The 18,822-nt window shown below is 70.4% G+C and carries 17 protein-coding genes and 2 pseudogenes; 12 read left to right on the top strand and 7 right to left on the bottom strand.

What is annotated here, in order from left to right:
• Positions 1-117: 117 nt before the first annotated feature.
• A complete protein-coding gene (locus IQ251_RS00085; protein ID WP_228045848.1) occupies positions 118-528 on the top strand; it encodes a nuclear transport factor 2 family protein in 411 nt (136 codons plus the stop codon).
• A gap of 130 nt (positions 529-658) precedes the next feature.
• Here the strand turns inward: IQ251_RS00085 and IQ251_RS00090 are convergent, their stop codons facing one another.
• Entirely contained in the window at positions 659-1,285 is a 627-nt protein-coding gene (locus IQ251_RS00090) for a TetR/AcrR family transcriptional regulator (RefSeq protein WP_193926299.1), read from the bottom strand.
• Positions 1,286-1,407: 122 nt separating this feature from the next.
• Between IQ251_RS00090 and IQ251_RS00095 the strand changes: the two genes are divergently transcribed.
• The 5 genes from IQ251_RS00095 to IQ251_RS00115 all read left to right on the top strand — a co-directional run bounded on the left by IQ251_RS00095 (position 1,408) and on the right by IQ251_RS00115 (position 5,957).
• Entirely contained in the window at positions 1,408-2,142 is a 735-nt protein-coding gene (locus IQ251_RS00095) for a 3'(2'),5'-bisphosphate nucleotidase CysQ (protein WP_193926300.1), read from the top strand.
• A 76-nt stretch (positions 2,143-2,218) separates the two neighbouring features.
• Positions 2,219-2,851, top strand: coding sequence for an adenylyl-sulfate kinase (cysC, locus tag IQ251_RS00100; RefSeq protein ID WP_193926301.1), 633 nt, complete (start codon positions 2,219-2,221; stop codon positions 2,849-2,851).
• Between the two features lie 60 nt (positions 2,852-2,911).
• Positions 2,912-4,027: a DUF1214 domain-containing protein gene (locus tag IQ251_RS00105; protein ID WP_370591109.1), complete on the top strand. Its 1,116-nt coding sequence runs from the start codon at positions 2,912-2,914 to the stop codon at positions 4,025-4,027.
• On the top strand, positions 4,024-5,178 hold the full coding sequence (locus IQ251_RS00110; RefSeq protein ID WP_193926303.1) for a sulfotransferase family protein: 1,155 nt from the start codon (positions 4,024-4,026) through the stop codon (positions 5,176-5,178). Before IQ251_RS00105 ends, IQ251_RS00110 begins: the two co-directional genes overlap by 4 nt.
• Positions 5,178-5,957 carry an SDR family oxidoreductase gene (locus IQ251_RS00115; protein WP_193926304.1) on the top strand — a complete coding sequence of 260 codons (780 nt, stop codon included), beginning with the start codon at positions 5,178-5,180 and terminating at the stop codon, positions 5,955-5,957. The genes IQ251_RS00110 and IQ251_RS00115 overlap by 1 nt, the downstream gene beginning before the upstream one ends.
• A 43-nt stretch (positions 5,958-6,000) precedes the next feature.
• Here IQ251_RS00115 and IQ251_RS19525 read toward each other — a convergent pair whose 3' ends face one another.
• The 3 genes and pseudogenes from IQ251_RS19525 to IQ251_RS00125 form a co-directional block, all read right to left on the bottom strand.
• Complete coding sequence (locus IQ251_RS19525) at positions 6,001-7,251, bottom strand: arabinosyltransferase C-terminal domain-containing protein (RefSeq protein ID WP_370591123.1); 1,251 nt, start codon at positions 7,249-7,251, stop codon at positions 6,001-6,003.
• A pseudogene (locus tag IQ251_RS19530) lies at positions 7,228-9,171 on the bottom strand (arabinosyltransferase domain-containing protein); the annotation flags it as partial. The gene IQ251_RS19525 and the pseudogene IQ251_RS19530, both read right to left, overlap by 24 nt.
• Positions 9,168-10,391 carry an MFS transporter gene (locus IQ251_RS00125; protein WP_193926305.1) on the bottom strand — a complete coding sequence of 408 codons (1,224 nt, stop codon included), beginning with the start codon at positions 10,389-10,391 and terminating at the stop codon, positions 9,168-9,170. The gene IQ251_RS00125 and the pseudogene IQ251_RS19530, both read right to left, overlap by 4 nt.
• A 198-nt stretch (positions 10,392-10,589) precedes the next feature.
• Between IQ251_RS00125 and IQ251_RS00130 the strand changes: the two genes are divergently transcribed.
• The 3 genes from IQ251_RS00130 (at position 10,590) to IQ251_RS00140 (ending at position 12,851) form a co-directional block, all read left to right on the top strand.
• On the top strand, positions 10,590-11,171 hold the full coding sequence (locus tag IQ251_RS00130) for a TetR/AcrR family transcriptional regulator (protein ID WP_228045849.1): 582 nt from the start codon (positions 10,590-10,592) through the stop codon (positions 11,169-11,171).
• Between the two features lie 252 nt (positions 11,172-11,423).
• Positions 11,424-11,747 (top strand): hypothetical protein, encoded by a 324-nt coding sequence (locus IQ251_RS00135; protein WP_193926307.1) that lies wholly within the window; start codon positions 11,424-11,426, stop codon positions 11,745-11,747.
• Positions 11,748-12,053: 306 nt separating this feature from the next.
• Positions 12,054-12,851: an alpha/beta hydrolase family protein gene (locus IQ251_RS00140; protein ID WP_193926308.1), complete on the top strand. Its 798-nt coding sequence runs from the start codon at positions 12,054-12,056 to the stop codon at positions 12,849-12,851.
• Between the two features lie 692 nt (positions 12,852-13,543).
• On the opposite strand, the gene IQ251_RS00145 is transcribed toward IQ251_RS00140, so the two are convergent.
• The 3 genes from IQ251_RS00145 to IQ251_RS19930 all read right to left on the bottom strand — a co-directional run bounded on the left by IQ251_RS00145 (position 13,544) and on the right by IQ251_RS19930 (position 15,525).
• Positions 13,544-14,710 carry a hypothetical protein gene (locus IQ251_RS00145; protein ID WP_193926309.1) on the bottom strand — a complete coding sequence of 389 codons (1,167 nt, stop codon included), beginning with the start codon at positions 14,708-14,710 and terminating at the stop codon, positions 13,544-13,546.
• A 12-nt stretch (positions 14,711-14,722) separates the two neighbouring features.
• Positions 14,723-14,977 carry a hypothetical protein gene (locus IQ251_RS00150; protein ID WP_193926310.1) on the bottom strand — a complete coding sequence of 85 codons (255 nt, stop codon included), beginning with the start codon at positions 14,975-14,977 and terminating at the stop codon, positions 14,723-14,725.
• A 149-nt stretch (positions 14,978-15,126) separates the two neighbouring features.
• Positions 15,127-15,525 (bottom strand): hypothetical protein, encoded by a 399-nt coding sequence (locus IQ251_RS19930; protein ID WP_193926311.1) that lies wholly within the window; start codon positions 15,523-15,525, stop codon positions 15,127-15,129.
• Here IQ251_RS19930 and IQ251_RS00160 point away from each other — a divergent pair.
• The 3 genes and pseudogenes from IQ251_RS00160 to IQ251_RS19535 all read left to right on the top strand — a co-directional run.
• Complete coding sequence (locus IQ251_RS00160) at positions 15,484-16,332, top strand: TIGR02679 family protein (RefSeq protein WP_193926312.1); 849 nt, start codon at positions 15,484-15,486, stop codon at positions 16,330-16,332. The two genes, IQ251_RS19930 and IQ251_RS00160, sit on opposite strands and share 42 nt — an antisense overlap.
• Positions 16,333-16,778: 446 nt before the next feature.
• Positions 16,779-17,987, top strand: coding sequence for a saccharopine dehydrogenase family protein (locus tag IQ251_RS00165; protein ID WP_193926313.1), 1,209 nt, complete (start codon positions 16,779-16,781; stop codon positions 17,985-17,987).
• A 210-nt stretch (positions 17,988-18,197) separates the two neighbouring features.
• Positions 18,198-18,677, top strand: a pseudogene (locus IQ251_RS19535) (IS5 family transposase); the annotation flags it as partial.
• Positions 18,678-18,822: the final 145 nt, after the last annotated feature.

An 18,822-nucleotide genomic window follows, 5' to 3' on the forward strand; every position in this document is an offset into this window, starting at 1 on the left:
ACAGTTGTCTCACAGGCCGTATCCCGATGGACAGCCTCTCGCACGTCCTCATGGAGAAACGATCAGTTTCTCGCCGGACGGATTCATCGCCTGATCAGAAGTGTGTTGCGACTGCGGTTGCAGCGAGACGTTCAGGCACTCAACGCCGGTGACTACCACCCCCTGCTGGCCAACTACGCCGATGACGCGGTCCTGCACTTCCCGGACGGCGAGCACCGCTTCGCCGGTGACCACCGGGGAAAGCAGTCCATCGAGCGGTTCCTGCAGGAGTTCGTCGCCGCGGGACTGCAGGGCGAGGTCCACGACCTGGTCGTATCGGGCCCGCCCTGGCGGATGACGATGATCGTCCGCTTCGATGACCACGCTCTGGGCCCGCAGGGCGAACAGCTCTACGCCAATCGCGCGGTGTTGCTGATTCGTGCCCAGTGGGGCCGGGTCGTCGAGCACACCGACTTCTTCGAGAACACCGAGCGCATCACCCACCTGGAGCGCCGCCTCAGGGAACGGGACGCGGACCCGGGTTCGTGAGCATTCCCGTCCGCCGCGTCGTCCCATCGGCACCGGAACCCCGGCCTGGCCTTCCAGCGCGGGTGATCACTCGCGTCCCGCGGAGGTAATCACCCCGCTACCCTCCACAGTGGAGGGCACGGTCGGTGCGCTACCGCACGAGGATGCTGCGCTCGATGGCCTCGGTGGCGAATTCCACCACGCGCTCGGGTTTGATGCGTCCTTGCTGGGAGCCGCCGAGCAGCAGATCGTCGGCGGTGCCGATGAGCGCGTCCCACACCCAGTGCGGCAACACGGGATCGTCGATCACGGTCTGCCCGCGCTCCGCGGCGGCCTCGCGCAACGTCTGGTCGAGCTGGTGCAACACCCGGCGGTAGTCGGTGATCGACGCGATCGCGTCCTTGCTGCGCCGCCCCTCGGCGAGGACCTTGGCCTCCCATTGCGAGGCCGAGCGGCCGAGTCGGCGCCACAGCTCGGTGATCAGCGGCAGGATCTCGCGAAGCACCGCGGCGATACCGATGGTGCGGTCCACATCGGCCAGAACCCGCTCGATGTGGTCGAGGCGCTGGGCGGTGAGCGCGACGAAGACTTCTTCCTTGCCGCCGAAGTACTGGTAGACGGTGCCTGCCGAGACGCCCGCGCCGGCGGCGATGCCGCGCATGGTCAACGCCGCGTAGCCGGATTCCTGCAGCAGGTGCTCGGCCGAGGCCAGGATGTCCCGGCGCCGCCCTTCCGCGTCACCCCAGGCGGTGCGGCCGGGTTCGGTCGTCGCGTCCACAGCGCGAGCCTACCGCGCGGTGAGCGGCGTCCGGGGTGTGGCCGAATGCCGCCCGCAACGGGGGTGAACGTTGTTCAAAAAGAGTATTGAACGTTGTTCGATCCCTGGCTAGCGTGCTCGTGATGACCGCGGACACCGCCCTGGCACACCACCTCGCCACCGAGACCGGCCACCTGCTGCTCGGGATCCGGCGAACCACGCCCGACCCCGCCCGCAGGCGCGAGCAGGGCGATCGCCTGGCCCAGGACTTCCTCGCGCGGCAACTCGCCCGGCACCGGCCCCGCGATCCCGTGCTGTCCGAAGAAGCCACCGACGATCCGGGGCGGCTGACCTCCGAACGCGTCTGGATCGTGGACCCGCTGGACGGCACCCGGGAGTTCAGCGAACCCGACCGCACCGACTGGGCCGTGCACGTCGCCCTGTGCGAACGCGGCGAGGTGACCGCAGCGGCGGTCGCCCTCCCGGCCCTGGGCCGCACCGAGACCACCGGTTGCCCTCCCCCGGCCTCCGCGCCGGCCGGGCGGGTGCGCCTGGCCGTCAGCCGCACCCGCCCGCCACAGGACATCGACCGGATCGCCACCGCGCTGGACGCCGATCTCGTCCCGATGGGCAGCGCCGGGGCCAAAGCGATGGCCGTGGTCCGCGGCGACGTGCACGCCTACGCCCACGCCGGCGGGCAGTACGAGTGGGACTCCGCGGCCCCCGTGGCCATCGCCCGCGCGGCGGGCATGCACACCTCGCGGCTGGACGGCGCGCCCCTGGTCTACAACCAGCCCGATCCTTGGCTGCCGGACCTGCTGATCTGCCGGCCCGAGCTGGCAGGCGCCGTGCTCGGCGAACCGGAGGGAGTCGCGTGACGGGCACAGCAGACCTCCTCGACCGCGCGGATCGTTCCTCCTCAACCGGTTCACCAACGGCACCGTCGGGGCCGGCATGATCGAACGGTCGCTCCCGCGGGGCAGGGATCTCGCCTGGCAGCACCTGACCGTGGACCGCGAGGCGCGCGCGGCGCGCAACGGGCACCGCCCGTGCGTGGTGTGGTTGACCGGGCTGTCCGGCGCGGGCAAGTCGACGATCGCGGACCTCGCCGAACGGGCGTTGCACGCCGAGGGCCGGCACACGTTCCTGCTCGACGGCGACAACGTCCGGCACGGGCTGAACAAGGACCTCGGGTTCACCGACGCCGACCGGGTGGAGAACGTGCGGCGGGTCGCCGAAGTCGCCGCCCTGATGGCCGATGCCGGGTTGATCGTGCTCGTCTCGTTCATCTCCCCGTTCCGGGCCGAGCGCGCGGACATCCGCGCGCGCATGGCCGCGGATGAGTTCTGCGAGGTGCACGTCGACGCGCCGCTGGAGGTCGCCGAGCAGCGCGACCCCAAGGGCTTGTACGCGCGGGCGCGGCGCGGCGAGCTGGCGAACTTCACCGGCATCGACTCCCCCTACGAGCCGCCGAACCACCCCGAGCTGCGCATCGACACGACGTCGATGAGCCCCGAGCACGCTGCCGGGGCGGTCGTCGATGCGCTGCGCGCGCAGGGCGTGTTCCCGGGCGACCGAACATATTGAACGTTGTCCGGAATGAACCTAGAGTGCTCAACTAGAACACGTTCTTTCCGAGGAGGTCCGGTGACCGGTTCCGACGAGGCGGCCGAAGCGGTGCGGACCGGCCAGGCGTGGTCGGAGTTCTGCCGGGCCCTGGAAAAAGCCGGCGACGTGGTGCTGTCCGACAACACCCCGAACACCGCCTTCGACCGCGCCGAGGGGTTCCGCTACCTCACCCGCCTGACGCGGGAAATGTTGTACTCCTGCGTCGACAACGCCGACCCCGACCAACCCCGGCTGCACGAGCTCGACCTGGTCAAGATCGGCGCCGACAACCCGGACAACGTCTACCTCTCGGCCAACATCCGCGGCGACCGGGAATACCGGATCACCGGCGAGCGCGGCACGATCAGCTACTTCAGCATCGGCTCCAAGGCCAACCGCTACGCCAAGGACGGCACCATGGCCTCCACCGGCGAGCTCAGCGACGCCGACCTGGTGCCCGAACCCGACGGCAGCATCGAGATCATCGCCAGCGCCACCCGGCAAGGACGCAACTGGCTGCCGCTGGCACCGGACTCGACGGGCCTGGTGGTGCGCCAGACCTACCTCGACCGCACCACCGAAACCCCCGGGAAATGGCAGATCCAGCGGATCGGCGAGCCGGACCGAGCAGAACCGCTGGACCCGACGTTCCTGCTCGGCGCGCTGCGCCGGGCAGCGCTGGCCGTGCACGGCACCGCGGCGACGTTCGCGGGCTGGACCGACATGTTCGCCGAACGCCCCAACGAACTCGTCGACTTCGGCCAGGAGATGTTCCAGCGCGCCGGCGGCGACCCGGAAATCTGCTACCTGCACGGCTACTGGCAACTCGAACCGGGTCAGGCATGGGTGATCGACACCGACGTGCCGCCATGCCCCTACTGGAACTTCCAGCTGGACAACTGGTGGATGGAATCGCTGGACCAGCGCCGCCGCATCACCGTCAACAAGCACACCGCGCGCCTGGACGCGGACGGGCGGCTGCGGATCGTCGTGGCCGACCGCGATCCCGGCGTGGGCAACTGGATCGACACCTGCGGGCACGACCGCGGGACCGCGCTGCTGCGTTGGCTCGGCGCCGAACAACACCCGATCCCGACGTGCCGAGTGGTGCCGCTGGATTCCCTGGATGACCTGCACGACGAGGAGGACCGGTGACGGCCACAGGCAGCGAACTGCGCGTCGACGACCTGCTCTCGGCCGCGCGGGACAAGACCGGGCTCGACGAGTTCGGCGACGACTGGTTCCTCGAACCGCTCGGAGTCCTGGTGGCAGCGCTCGACGACGAGGCGCAGCTGTCCGAGCAGGGCCGCGCGATGATGCACCGCCGGCTCACGGCGCTGTTGGCCGACCGGTTGCGGCTGCGGGCACTGCAACGCGCCCACCCGGAGATCCAGGAGGTGCGGCCCGTGGTGGCCGCCGAGATCTGCGGCCTGCCCCGGACCGGGTCCACGCTGCTGCACCGGCTCCTGTCCAGCTCACCGCAGTTGACCTCGACGATGTCCTGGGAAACCACCTATCCGCTGCCCTTCCCCGGCGAAGGCGCCGACGCCGCCGAGCGCAAGCACCGGGCGCAGCAGCGCCAGCAGGCGTTCCTGGAGCTCTCCCCCGACTTCGGCGACCTGCACACCGTGGCCTGGGACGCCCCGGAGGAGGACGTGATCCTCGTCGACCGGTCGTTCACCTCGATGAGCTTCGAGTCCTTCCACTGGGTGCCCAGCTACGGTGATTGGCTGCGCAGCGCCGACCAGAGCAAGGCTTACGCGGAGCTGCACCAGTGGCTGCAGGTGCTGCAGTGGCAACAGCCGCAGCGTTCGGACCTGCGTTGGATCCTCAAGTCCCCGCACCACCTCACGGCCGTCAACACCGTGCTGGACACGTTCGAGGACTGCTCGATCGTCATGACCCACCGCTCGCCTGCGCGGGCGGTGCCCTCCTACGCCTCGATGGTCAGCAACCTGACCAAGCAGTACAGCGACACCGTCGACGACGCGGCGATCGGGCGGTATTGGAGCGAGCGGTTCGCCGCATCGCTGCGCGCGTTCACCCGGGTCCGCGAGGCGCGGCCGGAACGCTTCGTCGACGTCCGCTTCGACGCGATGCTCGACACCCCGGTCGCCGAAGCGCTGCGGGTGCTGCGGTCGCTGGGCCGGACACCGGGTGCCGACGATCGCAGCGCGTTCGAGTCCTACGTGGAGCGCGACCGCGAGCAGCGCAGCGCCGCGCACCGCTACACACCGGAGGAATTCGGTCTCTCCGCCGACCAGCTCGACGCGGACTTCGCGTTCTACCAGGAGGAATACCTGTGATGCTCGACGGCGAAGTCGTGCTCATCTCCGGCGTCGGGCCGGGTCTCGGCGCCAAGCTGGCCACGCGGGCGGCGGCCGAAGGAGCGAAAGTCGTTGCCGCGGCGCGATCCGGCGACGTGCTGGACCAGGTCGAGCGCGACGTCGCGCAGGCCGGCGGCGAAGCCATCGGCGTGCCCTGCGACGTCCGCCGCGCCGAGGACGTCAGCAGGCTGGTCGGCACCGCCGTCGAGCGCTTCGGCACGATCACCGGCCTGGTCAACTCCGCCTACGGGCACCCCGGTTTCGCGGACCTGCTGGACACACCGGACAAGCAGCTGCAGCGGTCGATGGACATCATCCTGTTCGGCGCGCTGAACCTCGCCCGGGAAGTCGTGCCGCACATGCGCGAAGCCGGACGCGGCTCGATCGTCAACGTCGGCACCATGGCCACGCGCAAGCCCGTGCGCGGTGAGGCCGGTTACGCGATCGCCAAGGCAGCGATGTCGGCGGCGACCCGCTCGCTGGCCCTGGAGCTCGGCGAATCCGGCATCCGGGTCAACCAGGCCGCACTGGGCTGGATGGACGGGCCCGGTGTGCGGTACTACCTGCAGATGACCGCCGAGGAGCGCGGCGTCGACGAACAGCAGGTCTACGACGAGATCGCCGGGCGCATCCCGCTGGACCGGATCCCCACCGACGAGGCGTGCGCCGGGTCGGTGCTGTTCCTGCTGTCGCGCTACGCCTCCGAGATCACCGGCGCGACCCTGGACACCAACGGCGGCGAGTACATGCCGGCGTGACCTCGCAACCCTCCCGGTTGATTCGGATGTGAGCCCGCGCGGGTCATCGTGGGCCGGGCTGGATGTCGCTGCGGTCGTTGGAGGCCGGGGCGTCGCCGGGCAGGGTGATCGGGGTCGATGGCGGGCCCGGTCGCCACCAGCCCCAGTGCTGCTCGATCCGGGTGTCGGCGGCTGCCGTGGCGGGCAGCGCATCGGGTTCGTAGGGGTGCACCTCGTACAGGGATCCCCAGTCGGTCCCGCCGTCGTTGCGCAGGTAGGTGGGTACCTCGGCCATGCTGGTGGCCACGTTGAGGTAGCCGAACGGTCCGCCCGCGTTCGGCGCCGACCAGCCCTGCCCCATGTCGCGCAGCTCCTGCCCGCCGGAGATGCGGTAGCGCGGGAGTTCGGCGATGCCGTTGCGGATGCGGGTCATGTTCGCGCAGGCGTGCACCATCGCCGCGGTCCACTCGACGAACGCCGGGTCGTCGCCGACCACGTCGGTCATCGGGGTCAGCTGCGGGGCGCGCGGTGGGCTGACCGCCAGCCAGCCGTTCTCGTCCAGCGCCCGGTCTTCCGCGACCAGGCGCACCTTCGTGGCCGCCTCGGGTGTGGGCACCCGCTCGTCGCTCCAGCTGCGGTCGCCGCCGCGTCCGACCGCGACGCGGTCGAGGATCTCGAAACCGGCGGCGGTGTCCCGGCCGAACTCGACGGTCACCGCGTTGGCCCCCGAGGTGGTGCCGGCCGCGCTGACGACGACGGGAACCTCGCCGGTGCGGGCGCGTTCGGGCAACCCGCTCCACGGGGTGCGGATCTCGCCGGTGCGGGTGGGTGCGCCGTAGCTGCCCGAAACCGGGCCGATGCGGTTCGGCGGTGTCCAGGTCGGCTGCCCCTCGGCGGGGTCGCGGGTGTCGGGCAGGCCGCCGCGCGCGAACCCGCGGGAGGTGTGCGCGAGGTATTGCCGGGGGGACTCGTCCTGGCCGCCCCGCGCATCGGGGACCGGGTGCTCGGGCTGGTGGTCGGACGCGGGCAGCACCCCGGAGGCCGGGTCGTCCTCGACGTAGACCGAGTCCGACAACCCGCAGCTTCGCCCCGCGAGTTGCCCGACGTTATCGGTGGCGAGGGTGTAGGTGTCCCAGCGTTCGGGGATGACCTTGGCCAGCGCGGCGAGTTCGGCCAGCACCAGCAGCGCGCAGGCGATCGACAGCGGAGCGGTCCCCAGCCGCAGTGCTCGCGACCGGTTCTCCTCGATGGCCACGGGTGGCTGGCGCTCGTCGACCTTGAGGTGTTCGACGAGCGCGACGAGCAGGGCGATCACGGCTGCCAGCAGCAGGCCCGTGCTGAGCGCGAACCCACCGAGGGATGGGGGTTTATCGTGCCAGGGCACGCCCCAGCCGGAGACGTACCACCAGGCGTTGGGGCCGGTGGCCGACAGCGCCAGCACGAGCATGAGCCCGGCGACGAACACCGCCCGGTTGCGGCGGGACCGCAGCACGGTGCTGCTGGCCGCCAGCGCGGTCAGCGCGGCCACCGCGCCGCCCACCGCGGCGAACACGCCGAAGTGGTGGGTGTGCTTGGTCGGGGTCAGCGCCAGCGCCACGAAGTACAGCCCCGCCACGGCCAGCAGCCGTCGGCTCGGGCCGAGCGCGGCCCCGCGGATGCGGCCCCGCCGCAGCAGCACGGCCGCGCACACGGCCAAGCACAGCAGCATGAGCAGCACCGGGAACCGGCGCGACAGCGACCCGTCGGGCGAGGAGGAGAACAGCAGCGTGTAGCGGCTCAGCTCCTCGTACCAGCCCTGCGACGGCCCGATCTGCGAACGCACGGACGTCGCGTCGGACACGCTGGCCCAGGTCTGATCGGAGAACGCCGCGACCAGCACCACCAGCCCGGACGCGGCGATCGGGGCCAGCACCGCCGACGAGCCGACCTGGTCGACGCGGCGGCGCATCAGCTGCCAGAGCGGTTTGGCCGCCGCGACGAACGGCAGCACCGCCACCATGCCGTGCGGGTTGACCGCCACCGAGAACGCGGCGACGATCAGGCCGGACGCGGCCGGCGCGAGGCGCTGGGTGGCCACCGCGTACTCCACCAGGCACAGCGCCAGCAGGGCCAGCACGACCACGACCGGTTCCGGGCGCAGCCCGTTGTTGTAGGGCAGCCAGCAGGCCAGGAACACCGCTGCCGCGGCCCATCCGGCCGCGCGGCTGCGGCGCACCCGCTGGCCGAGCCGGGGCAGCACGAATCTGCTGATGAGCAGCCAGCCGGCCAGTCCCATGCCGAGGGCGGGTAGCCGGATCCAGGGCGTGGCGGTGGAGAACGCCACCCATCGGGCCTACAGTTCCACGAACCAGCCCATCGGGGCCACGGTGCCGGAGAACCAGCGGTAGAAGTCGCTGACGTAGCCCAGGTCGTCGCGGGCGCGCGCCATCGTCAGGAAGTAGCCGTCGTCGGCGGTCATCGCCCCGATCAGCCACCACGCCAGCAGCACTGCGGTCACCGCCGCGTCACGTCCGGTGGGTCGCCACCGTCGCCGTGTCGCGCGCACCGGGCGGCGGCCCCGGTACGCGTCGATGCGGTGCAGCGCCAGCAGCGCTGCCGCGCAGGCCACCACGGCCACCGCCATGACGGCGAGCTTCAGCGGTGTCGGGTGGCTGTTGTAGCGGTCGTCGACCTCGGCGGTGACCGACAGGCCCCGTGTCGCGTCGACCGCGCCGTCCACATCGGAGTAGATGCCGGTCAGCTGTGGGCGAGCGTCGCCGCCGGTGTGCGCGAACGATTCCCCGCCGACGTCGGCACGGGTGCCGTGCCCGTCGGCGTGCACGTTGATGGCGCAGTCACCGGCGGGCAGTGCCGCGGTGCCCAGCTGCCTGCCCTGGGTGAGCAACCGCAGCTGCCCGTCGTCGATGTCGAGGCGTAGGCCGGTGAGGTCGCCGTAGGGCGCCTCCGGCGGGTTTGTGCTCGCCAGCACCGCCGGCTGCGGGCTGCGCGCGTCGAGGTCGTGCGCGGTTTCGCACGGCACGGCGACGTCCAGCCGGGTCGGCTGGTAGGCCGCCAGCGGAGCCGACACCGAGCGGGTGCCTTCTGCCGTCGGCCACCGCAGCGTGGTCATCTCCTGGGCCACCGGCAGGAACGGCACCAGGACGGCCGCCAGAGCACCGATGATCCCGCACACGACCGCGGTGCGGCGCAGCGACCCCAGCGGTCGATCGGGCGCGTTCGTGGACCGCATGCTCATCGTCGGCTATCGCCGGGTGCGCGGACGGCCGGGGCGGTGACCGCGGCGCAAGCCACGAGGGCCAGCACGGCGAGCATCGCGTGCTGCAGCCCGAAGCGCTCTCCGAGGAAGCCCAGCAGCGGCGGGCCGACGAGGAAGGCGATGTAGCCGGCCGTGGCCACCGCGCTGACCCGGGCCGTAGTGTCGCCGTCGCCGTCCCCGGCGGCCGAGATCGCCAGCGGGAATCCCAGTGCCGCACCCAAGCCCCACAGCACGACACCGGCGACCGCGAGCGCGTGGTGTTCGGCGACGATGACCAGCACGAGCCCGATCCCCGCGCACACCGCGCTCGCGCGCACGACCTGCGCGCGGCCGAACCGGGTCACCAACCAGGATCCGGTGAAGCGCCCGGTGGTCATCGATGCGGCGAACAGGGCGAACAGCAGGGACCCGGTGGCCGGGTCGACACCGTGCCCGTCGACCATCAGCAGCGGCAGCCAGTCGTTGGCCGCCCCCTCGGCCAGGGCCATGCCCAGCACCACGCAGCCCAGCAGCGCGATGCGCGGTTGCGCCCACAGCTGCAGCTGGCGGCGCGCGGCGGGGCCGATCCCGCCGCGGCGGCTGGATCGCTCGCGGCCGAACCCGCCGGGGATCGCCGGTATCGCCAGGGCGACCGTGCCGGCACCGGCCGCGGCGACCCCGAGCAGGTGCCAGAGCACGGCCACCTCGGCGTGGGCGAAGGCGAGCCCGAGCAGCGAGCCGACGACGGTGCCGGCGCTGAAGGTGCCGTGCAGCAGCGGCATGAGCGGTCGGCCGGCGAGCCGTTCGACGTCGGCGCCCTCGATGTTGATCGCGATCTCCGAGCTGCCCATGCCGAGCCCGAACAGCAGCAGGCCGGTGAACGCGCCGGCCTGGATGCCGAGCGTGGAGGCGGTGCCGAGCACCGCCAGTCCGGTCACCATGAGCGTGATGCTGATCGCGATGACGGTGCGCGTGCCCCACCGCCGCACCAGGGGTGTGGACGAGAGGATGCCGCTCATCGAGCCGATCGACAGGCCGAACAGCACGAGACCCATCTGGGCGGTCGAGGCTTCCAGCGCGTCGCGAATGGCCGGGGTGCGGCTCACCCACGAGGCCAGGGCCACCCCGGGCAGGGCGAACAGGACGAGCAGCGCGCGCCACCGCGCGGTGGGCGTCGAGCGTTCGGTGGGCGGCGCGGTGCGACCGAGGCGGTCGGTCATGGTTCTCCGTTCGCACGCGGGTGCGGAAAGGCGCGTGCGTCACCTCGGCGCGGACGCACGCGGACGATCGTACACTCGTTATGTACGACCGTACGCATCCCTCCGCTGCCGGCCACGCGCACCGCCACAACCCGGATGCGATCCTGTACGCAGGCACGCGGTTCGCGATCCAACCTCGGAAAGGCAGGTGCCCGCGCGATGGGGCGGTCTCGTCGGTTCGATCCCGAGCGGCGCTCCCGGATCATCGACGCGACCCTGGGGCTCATCGCCGCCGACGGGGTCGCGGGCGTGTCCCACCGCAAGGTCGCCGCGCACGCCGACGTGCCGCTGGGGTCCATGACCTACCACTTCGCCAACATGGACGAACTGCTGCGCGAGGCGTTCGAGCGGTTCACCCGGTCCGTCGCGGCGCGGTTCGAACGCAGGCTGGCCGCCGCGCACGGGTTCACCGAGGCGGTCGAGGCCGTCGTCGACATCATCCACGTCGACGTGTTCGCCACCCGAGAAGATCTGGTGCTGACCCAGGAGTTCTACGCGCTGACCGCCCGGCGGCCGGATTTCCGCGACGTGCTCGACGAGTGGATGCACAACAGCCGCAACGAACTGCAGCGGCACTTCGACCCGGTCACCGCCCGCCAGATCGACGCCCTCATCGAGGGGCTCACCATGCACCGCGCGCTCAGCGGCCACGGCTACGATCGCGCGCTGACCCTCGACGCGGTACGGCGCATCGCCGCAGGCGCCACCGACGCGACGAATCGGACCGACGGGCGAGGCTGACCCGACCACGCCTCGGCGATACCCGGCCTTGAGGTTGACAGTGTCTTCCCCGCAACCTCTCCCGCCCGGACCGCCGCCATGGAAGTCCGGAAAATCCGATGCGCGACTCGGAAGTGGTTGTCCGCCAACGACGAACACGCCACCACGGCTGATCAGTTCTGCTAGTTTCCGAAACGGGATGCGGCGCTTCCCCGGAGATCCGGCGGCGCGATGTTCCCCGACAACGACGAGCACCGAAGGAGTCGGTCACACATGCCTTCCACCGTCCGCGCTCTCACGCGTGCAACGACCGTGGCGACCTGCGCAGCGGCACTGGCGGTCGGCCTGACCGGCGTCGGGCAGGCCCAGCAGATGGGGCAAGCCAGGTTCACCGTCCAGCTGTTCGAATCCCCGAACCTGAGCGCTCCACTCATCGGCACGATCCACGAGGGCAACAGCTACCAGACCTTCGAGGTGGTGCAGGGCCAAGCCATCCCACCGCACTACTGCGGCACGGACAATCCCGGAACCGACTGGCGCCCGGTCCTGCTGCCCGACGGCAAGATCGGCTACACCTCGATCTACTGCATCTTCTGAACCATCGCAGCGGATCGGGCTCGCGCTCAGCCCGCTCAGACGCGGCCAGGCGAGGGTCCTCTCGCCTGGCCGCCGTCGCGGCCTTCCCGTCCGAGCCACGAGCGACAGTCTTCATCCTTGTGCTGCCGAGCGTTTCGGCACTCACCCGGCCCGCGGAGCACGCTGACGACCCCGCCCGCGCGGGCGCGACACCGCCCATCGACCCGACGAACCGGACAACCGCACCATCCTCGGCTCACCGCGCCGACTCACCGGACGCGCACCCGATTCCCCGCGAGCCCCGGCCGTCGGGCCTACCGTGGCCGCATGCGCTCACCGATCACCGGCACCGCCGCCGGAGTACCGTTCACCGCTCTGCCACCTCCCGACGACGGCCCCGCACCGCTGATCGTCACCTGGCACATGCTGGACGCACCCAGGTCCGACCCCGCGTTCGCCGCCGCACTACCGATGCACGACCTACCCGCGTGGCGGGTGCACCTCGGCATGCCCATGTGCGGGGCACGCATGGTCAACGGCACCATGGACGCCGGTCTGGAACTGCTCCGCACCGATGTGCTCATGTCTGCGCTGCACCCGTTCGTCCAGCAAGCCACCGAGGAGTTCCCAGCCGCGCTGGACTCCATCCGCGCGCAGCTGCCGGTCGCCGACGGCCCGATCGGGGTGCTCGGCGGCTCGCTGGGCGCAGCCGTGGCGCTGCGGATCCTCGCCGACACCGCGACTCCGCTCTTCGCCGGCGCTGTCGTGAACGCCGCCATCCGGCTGCGGTCGGTCGTCGACCTGTTCGACGGTGACTACCCCTACGACACCGAGTCCGACAACGTCGTCGACAGCTGGGATTTCGTCACCAAGGCCGGCAGCATCGCCGAGCGCGCACCACTGCTGGTCGTCAGCGGCGAGCTGGACCACCCGGCACTGCGCGCCGACGCGGTCGATCTCGTCGACGCCGTCGGACCCGGCGCCGAGCTGCTGCCGATCCCCGGCTTGGCGCACCCGCTCGCCGACGAGCCCGGCATCGAACCCGCACCGCAACAACCGCTGGCCCGCGACGTGGACGCCGGCCTGACCGCCTGGTTCCGACGCCACCTCCCGGCCGCGAGCTAGCACTGGTGCCGGACCGGTTCCCGGCATCGAGAACTGGTTGCTGCCGCGCCTGCTGGCCGCTTCGGGCGTGTCACTCGCTCGCCGAAACGGACCGCGCACGCGCAGGAATCGCAGAACTCCGCCGAGCCGCCGAGCCCGTGATACCCAAGAGTTGACGACGTGGTCGCCGAAACGGCACCGTCGTGCCATCCACAACGCCGAGCCGCTCCGGCCTGCCCCGCGGAACGGCCGAGCAGCTCGACCGGCACCGCTGGCGCACCCGTCTCCGAGCCGGCCGGCGCCCTCTTTGAATACCTCGGAGATCTGGTACGACCGCCGGCGCAATCAGCTCGACATGCGCACGCCGATCGACTGGGACCGGAGCAGCCTCACGGTGTTATGAAGTCCAAGAATCCGACTTCACCAAGCCGGGACACAGCAAAGCCTCCGGGCACGCGGAGGAAGCCCGCATCACGTGGACCGACGCCGACAAGTCCACCCACCCGCGCCAGAATGGCTTCCCTGCTAGCCGAATTCGGCGACAGCGCTCCGGAAGTGTTGTCCAACAGCCTGTCCCCGAGCCGACGAGGGCTTCGTCGGATGGTAGTGCTGGCACGACGGACCCGTTCCCAAACCGGACCCGTTACGCGGTGAACTCGGGCGCGAGTGCTGTGCACCCATCACTGCACCAGTCTCACACTCCGTTGAGGCGGTCAGATTCCCGCTCGGTCGAGGCGCTCGATGAGGGCGGGTTTGCGTGCGTGTGCTTCTCGCAACGCAAGGGCCCGCGCCGCGAACGTGTCGTCACGGTCCTCGCGTTCGGCCAGCGTTCGGAGATCGGTGAGCAGGGTGACGGCCGCGTCGTACTCGGTCGATTTCCTGGTGGCGATCATCGCCCCGACGCGCGACCAAGCGGCGTGTTCTTCGTCGGCCAGCTTGTCGAGTCGTCGTTCACGGGCGTCCAGACGCTCCTGTTCCCGGCGCGCCTGCTCGTCGGCGCGTTGTTCGGCTCGGCGACGCTCGCGCTCGGCTCGTCGTCTCGCTGCCTCGTCGAGCAGGTCGGCCACGGTCCGGCGGTCCGGGCCGGGGATGGTCCGGGAGGCGTCGCCGCGGGAATGGCGCAGCAGTTCCATCTGCACCCGCACAGCCTCTCCCTGCGCGACCCGCACCAGGAGCCGGTCCTTGTCGATCACCGGCATGCGGTTTATCCATGCGGCGAGCTCGTCGGGATCGTCGGCGTATTCGTCGATCGGTGTCGACGCCCCGACCGCGGTCGCGATCAGGTCGTCGTCGAGGCGCAGGAAGCTGGCCAACGCCTGCTGCGCCGCGGTGAGCGTGCCCAATCCGGGCGGAACCGGTGGTTCGAGATCGTTGTCGGCGTCGCGGTCGAAGACGTCTTCGTCGCGTTCCCACGCGCCGTAGGCGGCCAGCCAGGCGAGGTAGAGCGGTCGGAGATCGCCGGTCATGAGTTCGGCGCGAGTTCCGACGATCGCCGAGAGCAACGTCTCGGCGTCGTAGTCGAAATCGAACTCACCGTGATGATCCTCGCTGGTGAAGTCGAGCACGACGCACTCGTCCACGACCCAGGAAATCACCTGGTCGCCGACGCAGTAGTCCTCGACGACATCGGGATCGAGGAGAGCACAGGGTAGGCGGAACATCACCCGGTGGGTTCCCCAATTGGTCACATACAAGTGCGCGTCGTAGTAGAGCTCCATCAACCGGCTCGGGGCACCCTGGAAATCGCCCCAGTGGTATTCGTTGACGAAACTGGTGGCCGTGATCGTCGCCCGGGTGGACAGCGAACGGACCTCGGCCTGCTCGTCATCGTCCAACGGCCGGTCGAGGGCCAGGAACTCGTAGTACTGGTACTCGCTCACGACCCGATCCACTCACTCGACGTGGGAGATCGCCGTCGTCGACACCGCCCACGTGAACTCCGCACCGGGCATGCCGTCGCGTTCACCCGGGCGGTAGTCCAGCTCAGCCTGGACGGCGATGAAACCGACCTGACCGGTTCCGCCGGCTGCGAACTCGATGAAACCCGCCTTCACCAGGTCGATCGCGTCGCGATCCCGGTGGCGCATCTCGGCGATGCGCCACCGGCCGATCAACCGCGCTGCAGACTTCCGAACACCCCGCGTCACGAGGCATCACGGTACCCATCGGGTAGTGGGCCGGTTCGACGTGCCGCGGTCTGATCACGATCTCGATCACATCCGAGGATCCGGCCGGTGCGCGGCACGGTGCGGTGAGTCACATTCCCGTCTCTTTTCCGGATGTGGAGCTTCGTGGGTCAGTAGGGCGGTCGGGACACGATCGCGACGACCGTCGCGGCATCCGTGCGCGGGCCGTTCACGGTCCTCGGCGATGCCCGTACCGTGGCCGAGACGGCCTGGATTGAACCTCTGCAGCCCGGGAACGAGCTCGGCAACGGCGTTTCGACGAACTCGCCCGCCGCGTCGAGGAACTGGACAGCACGCTGCGCGCGCTCGATGAGCGGCTGGCACACGTCCAGAAACGAGACCGACGACTCAACCGCGACCTGGAAGGCCGCCCGGGACACGCGGAACTCGACGGTTGCCGGAATCGGCTCGGTCAGGCCGAATCGGCCGAAGCCGCCTACGATTCCGCCGTACGAGACTGGCTGCGCATGGTCGTGCAGCGCGAAGCCGCGGTGCGGTCCGCGCTGCACGCGGTGAATGAGCGTGCCGCCTGCAACGGGCTGCCCACCGAAGGTGAGTCCTTGGAGGGGCTGAGCAGTGCTCTGGATCAGTTCCGCGACCTCGCCGAACCCTGGCTGGATCGGCACCGGGACCATGCGCATGCCCAGCAGGTCACCCGGTCGTCCAGCGAGCAGGCGCGGCGCAGTCGGGACAACGCACACCGCCGTGCGGTGTGGGAGTCCGTCGGAGTAGCGGATGACGCACTGTCAAGCGTGGTCCTCGCCGCGGGAATCCACCCGGACGGTGACAGCCTGCCCGCAGTCATCTTGCGCGCGTGCGCCGGTTCCGGGCATGCCGCTGCGTTGACCCTCGGACAGTTGCGGGACTCCACGGATCTCCCCGTTTTCCACCCGATCGTCTGGGTCGTGGAAAACTCGAGCGTTCTGTCTTCGGCGTTGCGACGGTTCGGTAGGGCTTGCCCACCGGTCGTGTGCACGTCCGGTTGGCCCAACAGCGCGGGGATTCTCCTACTTCGCATGCTCGCCGACTCGGGGGCTGAGCTGCACTACCACGGTGATCTCGATGGGGAAGGTATCCGCATCGCGTCCTACGTGATGGACAAGACGGGTGCACACCCGTGGCGGATGTCCACGGCGGACTATCTGCGCGAAGTCGGGGACAAGCCGGATGGCCCGGATCCCGGGCGCATCTCACCGGCTTCGTGGGATGCCGAGCTCGCCCAACACCTGGGCGAGCACCGGGTAGCGGTCTACGAGGAGCGACTCACCCCGATGCTGCTCGACGACATGGCATCCGGAAGTTCCTACGAGGGGTGACGGCCAGAGTCCGACACCTCCGTCAGCGCTAGGAACGCAACCGGACGTGCGCTGTCCACGTGCGCTGTCACTGCCGGTGCCCGGCCCACCGCCCCGCGTCGAAACCGCTCGGCCGCTGGGCCGCTGGGCCGCTGGGCCGCTGGGCCGCCGATGAGATCGGCCGCGCCATCGAGCGGGAGGGGCCAGAGACGGTGGTCGCGGTCTTCCTGGAACCGCTGCAGAACACCGGCGGCTGCTTCCCGCCGCCTCCCGGATGCTCGCCCACGGCCTGTACTGCCGCTCCGACGACCCGGGGGCACATCACGCCAAGCACGGCAGAACTGGACCAGGCGACGTGCCCTGGTGGTGCCGGCCCGGTAAATGCTCCTTGCCCCGTGGGCTACTGGCGGGTAATAGTGATGTCCGGCAGTACGATGACCGCGATCGAGCCGAACAGGAGCTCGCGCATGGCAGGCGAACGCGCGCACGACCTGGTCGTGTTCGGAGCGACCGGGTTCACGGGCAAGCTCACCGCCGAATACCTCGCACGGCACGCCCCCGCGGAGTGCCGCTGGGCCCTCGCCGGGCGCAACGCGGACAAGCTGCGCGCGGTGCGGACGGCCCTGGCCGAGATCAACCCGGCCTGCGCCGACCTGCCGCTGGTGCACGCCGACACGACCGACCCGGCATCGATGCAGGAGCTCGCGGCGGGCGCCAGGGTGGTCATCACCACCGTCGGGCCCTACACGCAATACGGCGATCCGCTGGTGGCCGCGTGCGCCGACAACGGCACCGACTACGTGGATCTCGCCGGCGAGCCCGAGTTCGTGGACCGGATGTACCTGCGCCACCACGAACGCGCGGCGACCTCCGGAGCCCGGATCGTGCACGCCTGCGGCTTCGACTCCATCCCGCACGACCTCGGCGTCCTGCACACGGTTTCGCGACTGCCCGCACGTGAGCCGGTGCGGGTCGAGGGCTTCGTGCGCGTGGGCGGCCGGTTCTCCGGCGGCACCTACGCCAGCGCGCTGACCGCCTTCTCCCGCGCGTCCACGATGGCCCGGACCGCCAAGGAAAGGCGCCGTGCCGAGCCGAAACCGCAAGGCAGGAAGGTGCGCACCCACACCGGCCGGGCGAAGCTATCCAGCCCGGTGCACGCGTGGTCCCTGCCGCTGCCGACGATCGACCCGCAGGTGGTGACCCGATCGGCCGCGGCGAGCACCGCGTACGGACCGGAGTTCACCTACGGGCACTACGCGGCGGTGAAACGGCTGCCGGTGGCCATCGCGGGTGTCGCGGGGTTGGGCGTGCTCGCGCTGGCCGCCCAGATCACCCCAGTTCGAAAATGGCTGCAGAATCGGCTGGAACCGGGGTCGGGGCCCAGTGCAGAACGGCGCGCGCAAAGCTGGTTCACCGTCCGCTTCATCGGTCGCGAAGGCGACCGCACGGTCATCACCGAAGTCAGCGGCGGCGACCCGGGCTACGACGAGACGGCGACGATGCTCGCCGAGTCAGCGCTGAGCCTGGCCTTCGACGACTTGCCCGAGGTCAGCGGTCAGGTGACACCGGCGACCGCGATGGGTTCCGCGCTGACGGAGCGGCTCGTCGGAGCCGGAATGCGCTTTGCCGTCCTCGACCGCACCCCGACCAGCCCACCGCACCGCGTCACGACCTGAACCCGCACGCTCGTGCCCGTGCCCGACGTGGCGGTGCCCCTGGTGACCGCCACGAGCTCTTCCCGCGCGGGTCTTTTGGCATTGCCACGGCATGGGGATGCACGGACCGATGGGGCAGGTGACACCACGTCGGCGAACGACGTCACAGTGGAGAACTTTTTCAGCCTCGTGCAGAACAACGTGCTCAACCGTCACCGATGGGACTCTCGCCGACAGCTCCGCACGGCGATCGTGTTCGTGCTGACCAGCGGGTGTTCCTGGCGGCAGCTTCCGCCGTCTTTCCGGGTCAGTGTGCCCACCGCGCACCGGCGGTTTCCGGAGCGGACCCAGGCCGGGGTGTGGCGGTATCTGCACCGGGCCGTGCTCGATGAACTCGGTTCGGTCGGGGAGCTCGACTGGGAACGAGCGATCGTCGACGGGGCCAGCGTTCGCGCGAAAAACGGGGTACCGCAACCGGACCCAACCTCCTCGACCGCGGCAAGAACGGGTCGAAGCTGCACATCCTGACCGAGGCGGGCGGGCTCCCGCTGGCCGTGGCGGTCTCCGGGGCCAACACCCATGACATGAACGCGGTGAAACCCCTCGTGCGCGCCATCCCGGCCGTGCGCTCATGCCGCGGCCCTCGGACGGCGCAGGCCGGCCAAAGTGCATGCCGGCAAGGGCTACGAACACCTGCGCACATGGCTGCGTGACCCGCAGCATCGTCCCGCGGATCGCTCTGTCGGCGTCGAGTCCCGCGACCAGTCGGTCTCTGAGACACCACTCGATCTACCTGGAGTCCCTTCTCGTCTCCGCAGCGGACCCACCCGAGATCAGCACTGCCTTCACCTCGACG

The sequence above is a fragment of the Saccharopolyspora montiporae genome, from assembly GCF_015209505.1.
GTDB lineage: Bacteria > Actinomycetota > Actinomycetes > Mycobacteriales > Pseudonocardiaceae > Saccharopolyspora > Saccharopolyspora montiporae.

Bases quoted from the DNA above. Each gene is read 5' to 3' on its own strand.
- IQ251_RS00095 (WP_193926300.1), top strand. From the start codon at position 1,408: ATGACCGCGGACACCGCCCTGGCACACCACCTCGCCACCGAGACCGGC.
- cysC (WP_193926301.1), top strand. From the start codon at position 2,219: ATGATCGAACGGTCGCTCCCGCGGGGCAGGGATCTCGCCTGGCAGCAC.
- IQ251_RS00115 (WP_193926304.1), top strand. From the start codon at position 5,178: ATGCTCGACGGCGAAGTCGTGCTCATCTCCGGCGTCGGGCCGGGTCTC.
- IQ251_RS00125 (WP_193926305.1), bottom strand. From the start codon at position 10,391: ATGACCGACCGCCTCGGTCGCACCGCGCCGCCCACCGAACGCTCGACG.
- IQ251_RS00130 (WP_228045849.1), top strand. From the start codon at position 10,590: ATGGGGCGGTCTCGTCGGTTCGATCCCGAGCGGCGCTCCCGGATCATC.
- IQ251_RS00135 (WP_193926307.1), top strand. From the start codon at position 11,424: ATGCCTTCCACCGTCCGCGCTCTCACGCGTGCAACGACCGTGGCGACC.
- IQ251_RS00140 (WP_193926308.1), top strand. From the start codon at position 12,054: ATGCGCTCACCGATCACCGGCACCGCCGCCGGAGTACCGTTCACCGCT.
- IQ251_RS00160 (WP_193926312.1), top strand. From the start codon at position 15,484: ATGGTCGTGCAGCGCGAAGCCGCGGTGCGGTCCGCGCTGCACGCGGTG.
- IQ251_RS00165 (WP_193926313.1), top strand. From the start codon at position 16,779: ATGGCAGGCGAACGCGCGCACGACCTGGTCGTGTTCGGAGCGACCGGG.